A 14,539-nucleotide genomic window follows, 5' to 3' on the forward strand; every position below is an offset into this window, starting at 1 on the left:
AATACCATGTCCCGCCGCCGACTTAACGACGATTTTGCGGGCTTTTTCCTGCGGTTTCACGCCTGGACGAACGTTGCCAAAGCGCGCCGATGAGACACTGCCCTCGTGAGTTCGAATGAGGGAGAATGACAATGACCTACATCAATATCAGAACCTGCCAGCCGAGCATCCGAGTTGCCGGCACGCTCGCCGCCAATATCGCGTTAGTCTTCGCCGGGTTCCAGCGCCGGTATCAGGACGCCATGCAGCGCAGGGCTTTGGACGGTCTGTCCATTTCGGAGCTGAAGGATTTCGGCTATCCGGCCGATGAAGCCCCCGCCGATGCTGCCGCGCGCAGCCGCACCGCCGGGCGCCGCCCGCTGCGGTGAATCCGTCGCTTCTCCCGGAATTCAGGCCAGCGGCGCGCCCGGCAGATAAAGCGCAATCGGCCGGATCTCGTAGACGGCGGTGGGATTGACGCGCCTGAGATCGCGCGCCACCGCTATCGCCTCGTCCTGGTTGGCGCAATCCAGCACATAGAGGCCCAGCAACTGCTCCTTGGTCTCGGCAAAGGGGCCGTCGATCACCATGCCGTCGCCCGGACCGCGCAGCGTGACGGCTTTCGCCGTCTCGCCCAGCCTTGCCGCCGGGCCCAGCTTGCCGGCGCGGGTCAGCCTGTCGTTGATCTCGAGCAGGTCTTTCATGACGGCTGCATCCTCGTCGGGCGTCCAGGACTGGACGGTCTCTTCGACGTGATAGGCAAGGATTGCGTAGAACATGGTTCGGTTCCTCGTGCGGGGATCCGAAAATCAGAATCGATTTTTGCGTCGCTGACCTTCGGTTCGGTAAGGGTCATGCACCAAATTGAAGTGCTACAGCATCCCGCGTCCTGGAGGACGCACGGCGCTTTAGGGCGGGCTGCACTATCACAAGGATGGCGCGGCTGATCCAGTCCTCTGGAGCAGCCGGGAAAGCGCTTGCTGACTCAAACTGCCAGCGGCAGGCGCAGCTCCGTCAGCAGGCCGCCGCCGGGATGGTTGGAAAGGCTGATCTCGCCGCCGGCGCCGCGGGCGATGTTGCGGGCGATGGTCAGGCCGAGGCCGAGCCCGCCGGTCTCGCGGTTGCGCGACTGTTCGAGGCGCACGAAGGAACCGAACACCTGATCCAGCTTTGCCTGCGGAATGCCCGGCCCTTCATCGCGGATGCTGAGCGTGATTGTGTCGCCAGAGCGCTGCACGCCGATATGCGCCTTCTTGCCATAGGTGACGGCGTTCTGGACTAGATTGGTGATGCAGCGGCGCAGCGCCACCGGCCGCGCGATGCAGACCAGGCCGCGCGAAGGCGTGGCGTCCTCGTCGAACGAAGCGTCCTCGAACATGTCGGCGACCGCCTCCACCAGCGACCAGAAGTCGATCCGCTCGGCCTTTTCCTCGGTGACCTCGAATTTGGCGAAGTCGATCACCGAGCTTGCGATGCTCTCGATGTCGGCAAGGTCATGCGCCAGCGCTTCACGGGCCGGCGATTTGCGCAGCAGCTCGAGACGCAATCGCATCCTGGTCAGCGGCGTGCGCAGATCATGCGCCAGTGCCGCCGCCAGGTGCTCGCGGTCCTCGACATAGTCGCGCAGGCGCATCTGCATGGCGTTGACCGCCTTTGCCGCGGCGCGGATCTCGCGGCTGCCGGTCTCGGCGATGGGCGGGCTTTTGAGGTCCTTGCCGATGCGGTTCACCGCGGTCTCCATCATGCGATAGGGTGCGGTCAGCCGGCGCAGCGACCAGATCGACATCACGATGATCAGTCCCGCTATCAGCGAATAGAGCGGCAGGCTGTCCCAACTCAGGATCGGCCCAGCCGGCGTGATCGGCTCGGTGAAGTTCAGCCACTGGCCGTCGGAAAAGCGCAGCGATGCCGTCAGCTTGTCGCTCTGGGCGAAATCCGCGGCCAGCACCAGCAGATCGCGCTCGACCTGGCCGACATCCTTGTTCATCACCTGACCGTCCGGGACATCGGCTTCCTGCGTTGCCGGATCGCGCCGCACACGCGCGTCGGTGATGCCGAACTTGGACAGGCGGCCGACCAGGATGTCCTCCAGCTCGGCTAGCTGGTCATCGCCGGCGATCGAGGAAGTGACGGCGGGGGTATCCGAAACGGTCAATGCGTAGGTGGCATTGAACAGGCCGGACGCGGTCGTCTTGCGTTCTTCAGGCGTGGCGTCATGCATCAGCTGCACCAGCGAATAGGCGCGGTCGTTCAGCCGGTAGAGATCAACCACATCGTTGGCAGCGGCGCGGTCGCGCGCCACGATATAAAGCGTCGCGATCTGGCTGATCATCAGGCCGGCAATGACGATGAGCAGAACCCAGACAGGCAGGGTTTGCGGCAGCAAGCGTCTCATTCGGAGGTCGTTTCGGGCAGAAACTGATAGCCACCGCTGCGAACAGTCAAGATCAGTTTCGGCGTCTTGGGATCGTCCTCCATCTTGCGGCGCAGGCGGCTGACCAGGATGTCGACGCTGCGATCGAAGCTGTAACCGGTGTCGCCGCCGGACAACTCGATGAGCTGCTCGCGGGTGAGAACGCGTTGCGCGCTCTTGACGAAGGTCTGCAGCAGGTTGAACTCCGCCATCGTCAGTTCCACCCGCACGTCGTCGGGCGCCGTCAGCCGGCGGCGCGAGCAATCCATGGTCCAGCCGGCAAAGCGGTAGATCTGCTTGGCTGTGGGCCGGCGCGGCTCGGCCGTGCCGTTGCGCCTCAGCACCGCTCGGATGCGGGCGAGCAATTCGCGCGGATCGAAGGGTTTCGGCACATAGTCATCAGCCCCCATCTCGAGCCCGACGACGCGATCCGTCGTCTCGGTCACCGCGGTCAGCATGATGATCGGTGTCGTGTGATTGGCGCGGATCTCGCGGCACAGTTCCAGCCCGCTTTTACCGGGAAGCATCACATCGAGCACGATCAGGTCGACCTGCGCCCGGCGCAGGATCGACTCCATCTCGGTGCCGTCGGCGGCCACTGTCGTGCGCAGCCCCCGCTTCTGGAAAAACTCCTGAAGCAGGTCGCGTATGCCCTTGTCGTCATCGACGATCAATATGTGCGAGTCGGATTTCACGAGAACCCCGCGATTTGCTGTAGCCAAGCCGCCCTTCGGTGAGCACCAACACGATAGAATTCGGGCCATATCTTGGCCAGTGGCGGCGACGTGGGACGGAATGGCTTCCCCAGAAACAATTCAGAAACAAAATTCTACAGTCGGGAAAAACTCGTGAAAAATTTCAAGGGCATAACTGCTGCCGTGGCGGTCAGGTCATCGGCTGCGACGCAAGTTTCCGGAGTAACGGGCAAGACCGATGCAGAGGTTCTGGATCAGCGTGATGGGTGCTTTGCTCAGCATGTCCCTCATCACAGCCGCAGTCGGGGCCTCCAACGCAAAGGTAACGCCGCTGACCCGGACCGAGCGCTGCACCAATCTCAACCGTCAAGTTGACGAAGCCCTCGAAACCCATGCCGCGGCAACGCAGGTCACCGCGGCGAAGGCGCTTCAAAGAAAGGGAAACCGGTTCTGCGCTGCCAAGAAACAGGCGCAGGGCATCCGGATGCTCGCAAACGCTTTGAAGCTCCTTGGAGTGACACCGATCGACCCGGTTCAGTGACGCTCAACTCCTCGACCCGCATGAAAAAGGAAATGAAGCCATGACAAAGTCCCTCCTCTCCGCCCTCGGCCTCGCTGTTGCTCTCGCTTTCTCGATGCCGGCTGTCAGCAACGCCGCCGCCACGACGACCGCCGCTCCGGCCGCCTCGACCACGACCACGGCTCCGGCCGCTGACGCTACGGCGAAGACCGCTCCGAAGAAGGTCGCCGCCAAGAAGGCCTGCAAGGTGACCAAGACCCACAAGTGCCCGGTCAAGAAGGCCCCGAAGAAGGACGCGAAGAAGTCCTAATCCAGGCTTCGATCCTGATCTTTCAAGACCGCTCCGGCCGAAACCGGCCGGGGCGGCTTCCAGCGGCCGAATCCTGACACCGGCAGCTTGCGCCGCGCCACTTCCTTAACCCGATCGCAATGCCGGTGCCGTAGGACAATCCGCATGAAGAAGCGGCTTTCGTCCATGATGCGCTCGCTGGCTCTCGGCGGCTTGGTTGCCACCGCGGCGGCAAGAGCGCTGATCATCTTTACAGCCAGCCCAGTGCCGGATCCCACCAGCGGCAGGACCGAGCCGGAACTTTTCGCACCGGCCATCTCATCGAGCTTCGACTACATCACGCCGGCACAGAGCTGGATCCTGATCGTGCTGACGGGCGCGACGCTGATCGGCTTCGTCGCCTGGATGATTGGCGTCTTCATGGAGCGCGGTTCCAACATGGACGACGGTGCGTCGCACGATCGGTCGGCAGGGGCGTTGAAGCGCAAACAACGCTATCCCACATAAGCCTTCATCGTCCCTCGATTCTGCGCCCTCCAGCGGACAAATGGGCAAATGCTTCCCTGACTGAGGGAGTGCAAGCCAGACCCAGTTTCCAACTGGTGAATTCCAATGCCTGAGACCGTCCTCAAACCGCGTACCAAGACGCAGCCGAAGACCGAGCGGCCGAAGCTCTACAAGGTCATCCTGGTCAATGACGACTTCACGCCGCGGGAGTTCGTGGTGACGGTGCTTAAAGGCGAGTTCAAGCTCAGCGAGGATCAGGCGCATCGCGTGATGATCACTGCGCATACGCGCGGCGTCTGCGTGGTCGCCGTCTTCACGCGCGACGTTGCCGAGACCAAGGCCGCGCGAGCAACCGACGCCGGCAAGGCCAAGGGCTATCCGCTGCTGTTCACGACCGAGCCGGAAGAGTAGGGCGGCTCTGCCTCGCGCCATGTACTGAGAGGGAAAGCGAGGCCGCCGGCCGAGCAGGGTGAGGGTGGGACCAAGCCGCCATATCGATCGGTGGACGACGCCCCTCATCGGCGCTTCGGGCACCTTTCCCCGGAAGGGGGAGACGGAAAAAGGCTCTACCTTCCTTCGCGGTACCACATCGAGCCGATGGCCAGGAGCAGCAAGCCGAGGCCGAGGAAGCCGCCGAACAGCGGCACGCGCGAGACGGCCTTCAGCGTGCTGTCGTCGGTGGTGCGCAGCCCGATCCAATCGTTCCCCGATGCCGCCCCCGAGGAGCGGACCGGTACGATCGATGGCAATGCCACACCGCCGGCAAGATCGCCAAGCATGGAGGATGGCGCGAGCCGGCGCACGCTGCCGCCGGTCGCCTCGGCCGGCGCCTTCAGCCTGTCCTCGGTGGAAACGACATCGGCGAATTCAGGCGCATTGATCGGGCCGACATGGGCAAGCGCGGTGAGGTCGCCGTTGCCGACCTGATAGAGGCCGATCTCGCTGGTCTGCAGGCTGCCCGTGAAAATCCCTGGTTCGGCTTCTTCCAGCTTGACCGTCATCGTCTTGCCGGAAGGCGTGATCACCTGAGCGGGGCCGGGATCGTCGCTCATCGTCTGGCGGCGGATTTCCAGCACCATGCCGCGACCGTCGGCGGTTAGCCGTTCTTCTTCAAGTTCGGGTTCCTTCATCAGCCAATGGGCGATGCGCCGATAGAGCTGGACATGCGGCCCGCCGCCTTCGAAGCCGCGCGCCCACAGCCAGCCCTGATCGGAAAGCAGCATGCCGACCCGGCCTTCGCCCTTGCGGTCGAGCACAAGCAGGGGGCGGTCGTCGGCCCCTTTCATCACCACCGCGCCCTCGGGGTTCTTGACGCCGATGGTGCGGAACCAGCGGCTCCAGCGCGGCGGATCGGCGGCGGAGCCGTCGAGCCCGCGCGTGACCGGGTGGCGCTGGCCGAGATCGGTGAGACGCGGATAGAAGGCCTTATCGACGACCTCGCCGCTCGGCATCGCGGGCAGGGCCGACATCAGCGGCGTTCGGGCGATGGAGCTTTCGCCGGCATATTCGGGCCCGGCGGCAATCAGCAGCGCGCCACCCTTTTCGACATATTCGGAGATGTAGTCGTAATAGAGGATCGGCAGCACGTCGCGGTGCTGATAGCGGTCGAAGATGATCAGATCGAAGTCCTTGATCTTCTCGACGAACAGCTCGCGCGTAGGGAAGGCGATCAGCGACAGCTCGTTGATCGGGGTGCCGTCCTGCTTTTCCGGCGGTCGCAGAATGGTGAAGTGGACGAGGTCGACCGAAGCGTCGGATTTCAACAGGTTGCGCCAGGTGCGCTCGCCGGCATGCGGCTCGCCGGAGACCAGAAGCACGCGCAGATGATCGCGAATGCCGTCGACGAGCGCGATAGCGCGGTTGTTGGTGTCGGTCAGCTCGCCCGGCTCGTGGTCGATCGAAAGCTGGACGATGTTGCGGCCCGCGTTGGGAATGGTGACTTCAAGCTTCATCGGCTGACCGATGGTCGCATGCTCGACAGAGACCTGCTCGCCATTGACCGAGACCCGCACGTCGACCGGGCCGCCCTGACCTTCCGTGGAAAGCACCCGATAGCTCATGTCGAGCGGCTTGCCGACGAGGCCAAAGCGCGGCGCGTTCTCGAAGCGGATGCGGCGGTCCTTCTCGTGCTCGTTGCCGGTGATCAGCGCATGGAGCGGCGCGTTGAATTCCGGAGCGCCGGCCGGCGCGTCATGCACCTCGCCATCGGTGATCATGATGGCGCCGCCGATGCGCGAGGGCGGCACATCGCGGAAAGCGCTTTCCAGCGCGCCGAACAGCCTGGTTTCCGTGCGCTCATCGGCGGCCTCGGATTTGCCGGCCTCGACGACGCGGACGTCGAATTGCTTGAAGCGGCCGAGGCGCTGCTGAAGGCCCGTCAGCGCTTCGTCGGTCTGCTTGGTGCGGTCGCCGATGTCCTGGCTCTGGCTGCGATCGACGATGACCGCGACGACGCTCTTCAATGCCTCGCGTTCCTCGTCGAGGAAAACGGGATTGAGCAGTGCCGCGCCCAGCGCAAGCAGGGCGATGAAGCGCAGGACAGAGCCGCGCTGACGGAACCACAGGCCGGCCAGCGCGAGCAGCGCGAGCGGCACGATGACGACCCAGAACAGCGGCCAGGAAACGAGCGGCTCGAAGGAGATCGACCAGTTCATGAACTACTGTCCCAGCCGTTCGAGCAGGACGGGCACATGCACCTGGTCGGATTTGTAGTTGCCGGTCAGCATGTACATCATGATGTTGACGCCGGCGCGCAGCGCGTAGACGCGCTGCATCGGATCCGGCGGCACGGTCGGCAGCATCGGATCGCCGTTCTCGTCGACCGCCCAGGCGCCGGCGAAATCATTACCGGTGATCATGATCGGGGAGACGCCGTCGCCGGTGCGCACGGGACGGTTCTCGGTGTTGCTGGCATCGAGCGAGGCTTCGACCCAGAGCGGACTGCCGTTGAAGCGGCCGGGAAACTCGGGAAGGATGAAGAAGGACTTCGTCAGCACATGGTCCGAGGGCACCGGCTCCAGCGGCGGCACGTTCAGATTGCCGACAATATCGCGCAGCCGCTCGGTGGCCGGGCTTGCCGAGCCGCCGCCGATGCCGTTGGAGAACTGGTCGCGCGTGTCGAAGAGAACCGTGCCGCCCTGCTGCATATAGGCGTCGATGCGGGCGATCGCGGCTTCGCTGGGCATCGGCGCGGTAGCGTCGATTGGCCAGTAGATCAGCGGATAGAAGGTCAGTTCATCCTTGGAGATGTCGACACCCGCCGGCGGGCCGGGTTCCAGCGCGGTCTTCTCGATGAGGAAGCGGGTGAGGCCCTCAAGGCCGGCGCGGCTGATTGAATCGACGCCGGGCTCGCCGGTGATGACATAGGCGATGCGAGTTTTCGAAATGTCCTCGATGGCCTGGGCATCGCCCGGCTTCGAATCATCGGCGCGGGCAAAGTCGGCGTGGCCGAAGAGCCCGCCGAACACGATCAGCAGGGCAGCGGCGGTCGCCGCGGCGCGGCGCGGCCGGCGCGAGAACAGCCCACCCATCCAGAACACGGCAAGCGTGTCGAGCACCATCAGCAAGAGGGCCAATGTGACCAGCGGGCCTTTCAGGTTCTCCGATTCGTCGAAGGCGTAAGGGATGGCCGTCACCGGCAGCGAGACCTGTGGCCGAGCAAGCGGCGTGAATGTGCTCGAGGCGTTGAGCAGGTTATGCGCGAAAACGCCGGTTTCCGAACCGTAGAGGCCGGGCGGGTTTTCCAGCGTCACCGGAAGCGGGCCGGCGGCGGGCACGAGCGGCCGCGCATCGGGTGTCGGCGGCACCAGCGCGCCGTCGGCGCCGATCATGCGATAGGGCGCCAGCGATGCTGCGGCCGCCTCGGCATTGGCGACCGCGGCGCCCTGGTTGCGCGACAATTGCACTATGCGTCTCAGCATCTCGACGAAGCTGCCGGAGATCGGCAGGTTCGACCAGGTCGCCTCCGGTGTCACGTGGAAGAGTACCAGCGTTCCCTTGTCCTTCTTCATGCCCGTGACCAGCGGCGTGCCGTCGGCAAGCGTCGCCCAGGTGCGCTCGACGATGTCGGGCGTCGGCTCGGCCAGCACCTGCCGGCTGACCGTCACCTCCGTCGGCGGCGCGAGGTCGGCGAACGGGCCGTTCTTCGGGAATTCGGTGACCGGTTGCGGCGTCGTCCACGAAAGCGCGCCGCCCAGCGCGCGCTCGCCGCTGCGCAGCCGGACCGGCAAGAGATCATCGTCGTTGCCGGCGGCAGCCAGCCTTGAACCGGCAAAACGCACCAGCGTGCCGCCATTGTTCACCCAGTCGACCAGCCGTTGCCGGACCTGCGCAGGGATGGTGCCGACATCGGCCATGATGATCATCGCCGGCTTCTGGTCGAGAAGCTGCGGAATGGCATCGGCCAGATCGGCGCTCGACGGCTCCACCAGATCGGCGAAAGGCTGCAGGGCGCGGCGAATGTAATAGAGCGGCGACAGCAGCGGCTGCGCCTGGTCTGCCTCGGCCTGCGAAAGCAGACCGACGCGGCGGCGCTTGGAGCTCTCGTCCAGCACGCGAACGGCACCGGCCTGGTGCTCGCCATCGAGTGCTATCGAGGCGAAGTCGTTGCGCAATTCGAACGGCACCTTCATCGTTCCGGTGGCGGTGGCCTGACCCGGCGCGAAGGTCAGAGTCGCGTCGGCGATGCGGCGGCCCTTGTCGTCGAAGGCGCCCGCGGTGACCTGCGCCGGCGCCGGGTCGCCCGGCGCGCGGATGGCGGTCAGCGTGAAGCCGTCGACCTGATTGTCGGCGCCGGTCAGGCCGGTGAGCGAAAGCCGGTCCGAGGTGACCCAGACCAGCCTCGCGGCATTCTTTTCCAGGAGCGTCTTGAACGCCGCTTCGTCGCCGGTGGCGGCAAGGCCATCGGCAAGCACGGCAACGCTGGCGCCGGGCAGGCGCTCCAAAGTGGCTGCGACGCGGGCATAGACGGCGGGGCGGTCGGTCGGGATCGGGCGCGGCTTTGCCGCGCGCAGGCGGTCGAGCGCGGCCGATGCATCGAAGGGGCCGATCTCGGCATTCGGCTTCTCGGCGGTAAAGGCGATGACGACCGGCACGCCGTTCGAGCCGGCGTCGGCAATCAGCCGCTCGGCGGTGGCGACGCGCTTGCCCCAGTCGGCGGCGCTTGCCCAGCCATTGTCGATGACCAGCGCGAGCGCCGAGCCCTCCGCCGGCAGCTTTTCGCGCGGATTGAAGATCGGCTCGGCGAGCGCGGTGACGACAAGGGCGGCCATCAGCAAGCGAAGCAATGTCAGCCACCAGGGGCTTTGATGCGGCGTCTCCTCGCGCCTCAGGACGCGGGCGAGGATTCTCAGCGGCGGAAAGACCTCGGTCCGCGGCCTGGGCGGCGTCAGCCTCAGCAGGTACCAGATCACCGGCAGGGCCAGCAGACCCCACAGCACCATCGGCGCGCCGAAGGAAAGCGGCAGCCAACTCATGCGACCGCCTTTCCGGCGTCGCCGCCTGCGGTCAGCCCGGCACGACCCGAGGTCAGTCCCGGACGGCTGCTGTCGGCGGTCATCGCCATGTGGACGCGCACGAGCGCCTCGGAGGCGAGGCGGTCGGTATGATTGACGGTAAAGCTCCAGCCGAGGCGCTTGCACCAGCCGGCCAGTTCCTGGCGGCGAGCGATATAGAGCAGGCGGTATTCGTCTTTAAGCGTTTCGGCGCGGCCGGCGGTCAGCTTGTCGCCGGTCTCGGGATCGGTGAATTCGGTGCGGCCGGCATAGGGGAAGGTCTCCTCGGCCGGGTCGGCAACCTCGATCAGATGCGCGCGCACGCCATGACGGGCGAGCACGTCGAGCCAGGCCATGGTCTCCTCGACCGGATCGAGAAAGTCGCTGACGATGACGATGTCGCAGAAGCGGCGGATGGTGGAGAGATCGGGCTTGGCCGCCAGGTTGCCGGCATGGCTGAGCTGGGCTGCGATGCGTTCGGCGCCGTTGCGGGCGGTGAACGGGTCGGTGAGGCCCGGCCAGGCGATGCGCTCGCCGCTGCGCGACAGGAGCTCGGCCAACGCAAGCGCCAGCACCAGCGCGCGCGATTCCTTGGAAACGCCGGCTCCCGAGGATTTGTAGAGCATCGACGGGGAGGGGTCCGACCAGAGCCAGACGGTATGGGCCGCCTCCCACTCGCGGTCGCGCACATAGGTGTGGTCGTCGCGGGCCGAGCGGCGCCAGTCGATGCGCGAGGCATCGCCTTCGACATAGGGGCGGAACTGCCAGAAATTCTCGCCTATGCCGCGCTTGCGGCGGCCATGCCAGCCGGCGATCACCGTGTTGACGATGCGGCGCGCCTCGACCAGCAGATCCGGCACCAGAGAGGCCCGCAACCGGCCACGGGCGAGCGCGTCGCGCGTCGCAACCGGTGCCTGGACCTCGCCTATTCGACCCATCAGATGCCTTTTGCCAGTTTCGCCACCACGTCGCGCACGGATGTGCCTTCCGCGCGGGCGGCGAAGGTCAGCGCCATGCGATGCTGCAGCACCGGTTCGGCGAGGGCACGGATGTCGTCGACCGACGGCGCCAGCCTGCCATCATATAGGGCGCGTGCTCGGGCGCACAGGGTCAGCGCCTGGCTGGCGCGCGGACCAGGACCCCAGGCGACATGCTTGTCGGTGTCGGCAATCCCCTGACCGGGACGAGCCGAGCGCACCAGCTTGAGGATCGCTTCGACGACGCTTTCGGGCACCGGCATGCGGCGGATCAGCGTCTGAATTTCCTTCAGCCTGGCTGGCTGCAGCACATTGTCGGCCTTGGCCTCCTCGACGCCAGTGGTTTCGAGCAGGATGCGGCGTTCGGCCTCGATCTCCGGATAGAGGATGTCGACCTGCATCAGGAAACGATCGAGCTGCGCTTCCGGCAGCGGATAGGTGCCTTCCTGCTCCAGCGGGTTCTGCGTCGCCAGCACGTGGAAGGGCGACGGCAGGTCGTGGCGAGCGCCGGCAATGGTGACGTGATATTCCTGCATCGCCTGCAGCAGCGCAGACTGGGTGCGCGGCGAGGCACGGTTGATCTCGTCGGCCATCAAAAGCTGCGAAAAGATAGGCCCGCGGAGGAAGCGGAAGGATCGTTTGCCAAGCTCATCCTGCTCCATGACTTCGGAGCCGAGGATGTCGGACGGCATCAGGTCGGGCGTGAACTGGATGCGGCGGGAATCGAGGCCGAGCACGATGCCCAGTGTCTCGACCAGCTTGGTCTTGGCGAGGCCTGGCACGCCGACGAGGAGCGCATGCCCGCCGGCAAGCAGCGCAACCAGCGTGCGCTCGACAACGGCTTCCTGGCCGAAGATCACGCGGCCTACGGCGTCGCGGACCTTGGAGATGTCGGACAGCGCCTTCTCGGCCTGCTCGATCATCGCCTTGTCGCTCAACGGGCTTTCCTTGATCATCACGCTCATGCCGTTCGATCCTTGTGGTTGGAAATACCGGCTTGCATTCTCGATTCGCAGAATGCCGCGATTCGGCCTCGCCCGGCGCCTGCGATTGAACTTAAATCACAGGCTTGGGCTGACAAGGCTGACAATCCGGACAACAGTGACTATTTCGTGACCATGACGCATCGCACAGAATCCGGTGAAAAGGGCCTGACCAGCGCCACCGAGGCGCGCGGGCTGGAGGCGCTGATCTCGCGCGCGGCGCGCGCCGGCAAGGGGCCGGCTCCGGTGGAGCGCTGGAATCCGGACTTCTGCGGCGACCTCGATATGGAGATCAGGGCCGATGGCACCTGGTTCTACCTCGGCACGCCGATCGGGCGCATGCCGCTGGTGCAGCTCTTTTCCAGCGTGTTGCGCAAGGACGCCGACGGCAAGACCTATCTGGTGACGCCGGTGGAGCGCGTCGGCATCCGCGTCGCCGACGCGCCCTTCATCGCCGTCGAGATGAACGTGTCCGGGACCGGCAACGGCCAGCTCATCACGTTCCGCACCAATGTCGGGGACGTGGTCACCGCCGGGCCCGGCCATCCGCTGCGCTTCGTCGACGAGGACGCCACCGGCGGGCTCAAGCCTTATGTGCTGGTGCGCGGGCGGCTGGAAGCCTTGGTGGCGCGGCCGGTGATGTACGAATTGGTCGAGCATGGAGAGGTGATCGACGTCGGCGGCAGGGCAATGTTCGCCGTCCGCTCCGGCGGCGAAGTCTATCCGATCATGCCGGCCGAAAAGCTCGAGCGGCTAAGCGCGTGATGGACCAGGTGGCTCCGGTGCCGTTCTCGATCGCGGATTTTCGCGCCCGCGCAGCGGCGCAGGCCGAGGTGCAATCCGGCGACGAGTTCGGCGACCACCGCTTCAATCCAGGGCATCCCAGGCTGAAGCATATAAAACCGCTGCGCGACGCCGCGGTGCTGATCCCGGTCGTCGATCACGCCGACGGCGCCACGGTGCTGCTCACCAAGCGGGCCGAGAAGCTGCGCAGCCATTCCGGCCAGGTCGCCTTTCCCGGCGGCACCATCGATCCGACCGATCCCAGTCCTGAGGCCACAGCGCTGCGGGAGACATTCGAGGAGATCGGCCTCGACCGCGATCACATCGAAATTGTCGGCCGCATGCCCGACTATGTCTCCGGCAGCGGCTACCGCATCGTGCCGGTGCTTTCGGTGGTGCGGCCCGGCTTTTCGCTAATGCTCAACGCCGACGAGGTCGACGCCGCCTTCGAGGTGCCGCTGCGCTTCCTGATGGACCCTGTCAACCACGCGCGCGACAGCCGCATGTGGAACGACCTCGAATGGTTCTTCTACGAGATGCCCTATGGCGGCCAGCGGATCTGGGGCGTCACCGCCGGTATCATCCGCACACTCTATGAAAGGCTCTATGCGTGAGCGCTGAGGTGTCTCTCTCGGGCAGGGCCGATTGGCTGGGCGAAAAGCATCTGCAGAAGCTGCTTGCCGCGCTGAAGGAGGGCGGCGAGGAGGCGCGGGTGGCCGGTGGAGCGGTGCGCAATGCGCTGATCGGCCAGCCGGTCGCCGACATTGACATTGCCACCACGACGGTGCCCGAGGACACGATCCACCGCGCCCAGGCCGCCGGCTTCAAGACCGTGCCGACAGGGATCGAGCACGGCACCGTCACGGCAATCGCCGGCGGCAAGGCCTATGAGGTCACGACGCTCAGGGCCGACATCGAGACCGACGGTCGGCGGGCGAAAGTCATCTTCGGGCGCGACTGGAAAGCCGACGCCGCGCGGCGCGACTTCACCATCAATGCGCTTTATGCCGAAGCCGACGGCGCCATCGTCGACCTTGTCGGCGGCGTCGCCGATATCGAGGCGCGGCGGCTGCGCTTCATCGGCGATCCGGAAGCGCGCATCCGCGAGGATTATCTTCGTATCCTGCGCTTCTTCCGCTTCTTCGCCTGGTATGGCGACGGCCGGCCGGACGCCGAGGGCTTGAAGGCCTGCGCCAGGCTGAAGGACGGGCTCGGCAGGCTTTCGGCCGAACGCGTGTGGTCCGAACTGAAGAAGCTGCTTTCGGCGCCCGACCCCTCGCGCGCCCTGCTGTGGATGCGCCAGGCCGGCGTCCTCACCGCCGTGCTGCCGGAGAGCGAGAAATGGGGCATCGACGCCATCCACGGGCTGGTCAGGACCGAAAAGGATCTCGGCTGGGATGCCGATCCGCTGCTCAGGCTGGAGGCCGTCGTTCCGCCGGATGCCGCGCGCATGAAGACGCTTGCCGAAAGGCTCAGATTTTCAACCGCCGAGGGGGAGCGCCTGCGACACTGGGCACTGACGGTTCCGCCTGAACCCAAGACGACCGAGACGGAATTGTCGAAGAAGCTCTATTTCGGCGACCGCGAAGGCTTCGTCGATCGCCTGCGACTCGCGCTCGCCGCCGCGCGGACACGGGCCATCGAGGACGATCGGGCGATGATGGAAGCCGGCAGTTTCTCGCGCCTGCTCGGCTTCGCCTTGAAATGGCAAAAGCCGAGCTTTCCGATAAAGGGGGCCGACCTGACCGAACTCGGCGCCGCGCCCGGCCCGAAGCTTGGCGCCACGCTGAAGAATCTCGAAAGGGAATGGGTGGATTCAGCATTCGCCATGGATCGCGGCGCGCTGCTCAAACGCGCCGCGCAGGCACTCGAGGCTTAGATGAGTCCTACATCGTGGCGCC

General features: G+C 65.5%; 15 protein-coding genes. 8 read left to right on the top strand and 7 right to left on the bottom strand.

Features of this window, described 5'->3' with window-relative positions:
* Window positions 1-131: 131 nt before the first annotated feature.
* Complete coding sequence (locus A9K71_RS10365; RefSeq protein ID WP_066994271.1) at window positions 132-368, top strand: hypothetical protein; 237 nt, start codon at window positions 132-134, stop codon at window positions 366-368.
* Between the two features lie 21 nt (window positions 369-389).
* On the opposite strand, the gene A9K71_RS10370 is transcribed toward A9K71_RS10365, so the two are convergent.
* The 3 genes from A9K71_RS10370 to A9K71_RS10380 form a co-directional block, all read right to left on the bottom strand.
* The gene (locus tag A9K71_RS10370; RefSeq protein ID WP_066994274.1) at window positions 390-758 is read right to left on the bottom strand and encodes a YciI family protein; all 369 of its coding nucleotides are present in this window, start codon (window positions 756-758) and stop codon (window positions 390-392) included.
* Window positions 759-964: 206 nt separating this feature from the next.
* Window positions 965-2,374, bottom strand: coding sequence for an ATP-binding protein (locus A9K71_RS10375; protein ID WP_066994278.1), 1,410 nt, complete (start codon window positions 2,372-2,374; stop codon window positions 965-967).
* Window positions 2,371-3,087, bottom strand: a complete 717-nt coding sequence (locus A9K71_RS10380) for a response regulator transcription factor (RefSeq protein ID WP_066994281.1) — start codon at window positions 3,085-3,087, stop codon at window positions 2,371-2,373. The genes A9K71_RS10375 and A9K71_RS10380 overlap by 4 nt, the downstream gene beginning before the upstream one ends.
* 238 nt (window positions 3,088-3,325) lie before the next feature.
* Between A9K71_RS10380 and A9K71_RS10385 the strand changes: the two genes are divergently transcribed.
* The 4 genes from A9K71_RS10385 to clpS all read left to right on the top strand — a co-directional run bounded on the left by A9K71_RS10385 (window position 3,326) and on the right by clpS (window position 4,814).
* Window positions 3,326-3,628, top strand: a complete 303-nt coding sequence (locus tag A9K71_RS10385; protein ID WP_066994286.1) for a hypothetical protein — start codon at window positions 3,326-3,328, stop codon at window positions 3,626-3,628.
* Between the two features lie 40 nt (window positions 3,629-3,668).
* Window positions 3,669-3,917, top strand: a complete 249-nt coding sequence (locus A9K71_RS10390) for a hypothetical protein (protein ID WP_066994288.1) — start codon at window positions 3,669-3,671, stop codon at window positions 3,915-3,917.
* Window positions 3,918-4,061: 144 nt separating this feature from the next.
* Window positions 4,062-4,403, top strand: a complete 342-nt coding sequence (locus A9K71_RS10395; protein ID WP_245299579.1) for a hypothetical protein — start codon at window positions 4,062-4,064, stop codon at window positions 4,401-4,403.
* Window positions 4,404-4,508: 105 nt separating this feature from the next.
* Complete coding sequence (gene clpS, locus A9K71_RS10400) at window positions 4,509-4,814, top strand: ATP-dependent Clp protease adapter ClpS (RefSeq protein WP_040989718.1); 306 nt, start codon at window positions 4,509-4,511, stop codon at window positions 4,812-4,814.
* 155 nt (window positions 4,815-4,969) lie between these two features.
* Here the strand turns inward: clpS and A9K71_RS10405 are convergent, their stop codons facing one another.
* Genes A9K71_RS10405 through A9K71_RS10420 form a run of 4 tightly spaced genes read right to left on the bottom strand, consistent with a single transcriptional unit; the run spans window position 4,970 to window position 11,837 of the window.
* A complete protein-coding gene (locus A9K71_RS10405; RefSeq protein ID WP_066994292.1) occupies window positions 4,970-7,057 on the bottom strand; it encodes a hypothetical protein in 2,088 nt (695 codons plus the stop codon).
* Between the two features lie 3 nt (window positions 7,058-7,060).
* Complete coding sequence (locus A9K71_RS10410; RefSeq protein WP_066994294.1) at window positions 7,061-9,877, bottom strand: DUF4159 domain-containing protein; 2,817 nt, start codon at window positions 9,875-9,877, stop codon at window positions 7,061-7,063.
* Window positions 9,874-10,833 carry a DUF58 domain-containing protein gene (locus tag A9K71_RS10415; protein WP_066994297.1) on the bottom strand — a complete coding sequence of 320 codons (960 nt, stop codon included), beginning with the start codon at window positions 10,831-10,833 and terminating at the stop codon, window positions 9,874-9,876. Before A9K71_RS10415 ends, A9K71_RS10410 begins: the two co-directional genes overlap by 4 nt.
* A complete protein-coding gene (locus A9K71_RS10420; protein WP_066994299.1) occupies window positions 10,833-11,837 on the bottom strand; it encodes a MoxR family ATPase in 1,005 nt (334 codons plus the stop codon). The genes A9K71_RS10415 and A9K71_RS10420 overlap by 1 nt, the downstream gene beginning before the upstream one ends.
* Before the next feature lie 153 nt (window positions 11,838-11,990).
* Here A9K71_RS10420 and A9K71_RS10425 point away from each other — a divergent pair, with 153 nt between their 5' ends.
* Genes A9K71_RS10425 through A9K71_RS10435 form a run of 3 tightly spaced genes read left to right on the top strand, consistent with a single transcriptional unit; the run spans window position 11,991 to window position 14,517 of the window.
* On the top strand, window positions 11,991-12,620 hold the full coding sequence (locus tag A9K71_RS10425; protein WP_066994892.1) for a DUF1285 domain-containing protein: 630 nt from the start codon (window positions 11,991-11,993) through the stop codon (window positions 12,618-12,620).
* Window positions 12,620-13,252, top strand: a complete 633-nt coding sequence (locus tag A9K71_RS10430) for a CoA pyrophosphatase (RefSeq protein ID WP_066994302.1) — start codon at window positions 12,620-12,622, stop codon at window positions 13,250-13,252. Before A9K71_RS10425 ends, A9K71_RS10430 begins: the two co-directional genes overlap by 1 nt.
* The gene (locus A9K71_RS10435) at window positions 13,249-14,517 is read left to right on the top strand and encodes a CCA tRNA nucleotidyltransferase (RefSeq protein ID WP_066994305.1); all 1,269 of its coding nucleotides are present in this window, start codon (window positions 13,249-13,251) and stop codon (window positions 14,515-14,517) included. The genes A9K71_RS10430 and A9K71_RS10435 overlap by 4 nt, the downstream gene beginning before the upstream one ends.
* The last annotated feature ends 22 nt before the right edge of the window (window positions 14,518-14,539 follow it).

Origin of the sequence: Mesorhizobium sp. WSM3873 (assembly GCF_001672445.1) — a bacterium.
In the GTDB taxonomy this organism is placed as follows: domain Bacteria; phylum Pseudomonadota; class Alphaproteobacteria; order Rhizobiales; family Rhizobiaceae; genus Mesorhizobium.